General features: G+C 55.7%; 1 protein-coding gene. It reads left to right on the top strand.

Annotated elements, in window-relative coordinates; translation table 11 throughout:
* Nucleotides 1-65 precede the first annotated feature (65 nt).
* A complete protein-coding gene (locus tag KDK14_RS02895; protein ID WP_257263519.1) occupies nucleotides 66-1,583 on the top strand; it encodes a YifB family Mg chelatase-like AAA ATPase in 1,518 nt (505 codons plus the stop codon).
* Nucleotides 1,584-1,699 lie beyond the last annotated feature (116 nt).

The raw sequence follows: 1,699 nt of genomic DNA, 5'->3' as shown, positions 1-1,699 counted from the left end.
CAGTAACTCTCTCACAAACTGCTATCTTTGATGCTTTAATGCTGTTTAATTGGTCAATAATAACAATGCCTTCAACACTGGCGCAGGTTTACACTCGGGCAAATCAGGGCATTCGTGCACCTGCGGTTTCGGTAGAAGTCCATCTTTCTCAGGGCCTGCCCGGTTTACATATTGTCGGTCTGCCGGAAGCGGCAGTTCGCGAGAGTAAAGACCGGGTGCGCAGTGCACTTATTAATAGTGGCTTTGAATTCCCTGACGGGCGCATCACGGTGAATTTAGCGCCGGCCGACCTTCCGAAAGAAGGCGGCCGATTTGACCTGCCCATTGCCCTGGGCATTCTGGTGGCTTCGGGACAACTGCCTGGCGAGACCCTTGAGCACAGAGAGTTCCTTGGTGAGCTGGCGCTTTCCGGCCACCTTCGTCCAGTCCGGGCGGTGCTTCCTGCTTCATTAGCCTGTAAAGACATGAACAGGGCATTGATTCTTCCTGAGCAGAATGCTTCGGTTGCTGCCATGGTCAGCAGTGTCACGATTATTGGCACCCGCAGTCTCCCGGAGGTTTGCGCTTACCTGCTGGAGAAGTCGCCTATTGAACCGGCAAAACCGGACCAGAACAGTTTTAAGACCAACTATCCAGACCTGGCCGATGTACGAGGGCAGGAGCAAGCCAAAAGAGCGTTGCTGATTGCTGCTACCGGCTCGCACCATCTGCTGCTCTTTGGCCCACCCGGTACTGGCAAAACCATGCTGGCCAGCCGTCTTCCCGGATTACTGCCACCGCTGACCGAGACCGAAGCCCTTGATGTGGCTGCGATACATTCACTGGCATCCAGCTCCATGGAGACCCTCTGGCAACGCCCTTTTCGCACACCGCACCACACCTCTTCATCGGTCTCACTGGTGGGCGGTGGCAGTATACCGCAACCGGGGGAGATCTCCTTTGCCCACCATGGCGTGCTATTTCTGGATGAAATGCCGGAGTTTGCCCGCGCAGCGCTGGAAATACTCAGGGAGCCCCTGGAAAATGGTGAGGTGGTCATCACCCGGGCCAAGGGTCAGGAGCGTTTTCCGGCCCGCTTCCAACTGGTCGGCGCCATGAACCCCTGCCCCTGTGGCTACCTGGGTGACAGTCAGCGAACCTGCCGGTGTACACCGGATCAAATCAGACGCTACCGAAACAAATTATCCGGGCCATTACTGGATCGTATTGACCTGCAGATTGAAGTGCCGTCCCAATCTATCCAGACCATGATGGAGCCTCCTGTAAAAAACAACGGGCAAACCGGTTCAGAACAGCTGAGAGAACTGGTCATTGAAGCCCGAAGAAAACAGCAGGCCAGACAGGGCAAAATCAACAGCCAGCTGTCGTCCAGGGAGCTGTTTGAAGTCTGCGCGCTGGGTGACAAGGAGAAAGGGCTGATCGCCAGGGCATCCGGGCAATTGCAAATATCTACCCGCGGGCTGCATCGGATTTTACGGGTGGCCAGAACCATTGCCGACCTTGCCGACAGTGCCACGGTGCTAAGCCCGCACTTGGGGGAAGCCCTGCAATATCGGCAACTGGATCGTCAGTCGCCAGGGTAGTTTCTTGTGTCGTTAGAGGATGGCAACGAAAAATACTACCCTATAAACCTTTTACCAATTTACGGGGATTGGCCAGGAGGCTGTCCGAGAATAGCGCCCGACTGGGCGTCCCCGTA

This window comes from Endozoicomonas sp. ONNA2, assembly GCF_024606365.1.
GTDB lineage: Bacteria > Pseudomonadota > Gammaproteobacteria > Pseudomonadales > Endozoicomonadaceae > Endozoicomonas.
The sequence above is the reverse complement of the archived record's forward strand: the minus strand, read 5'-3'. Positions and strand labels throughout refer to the sequence as shown.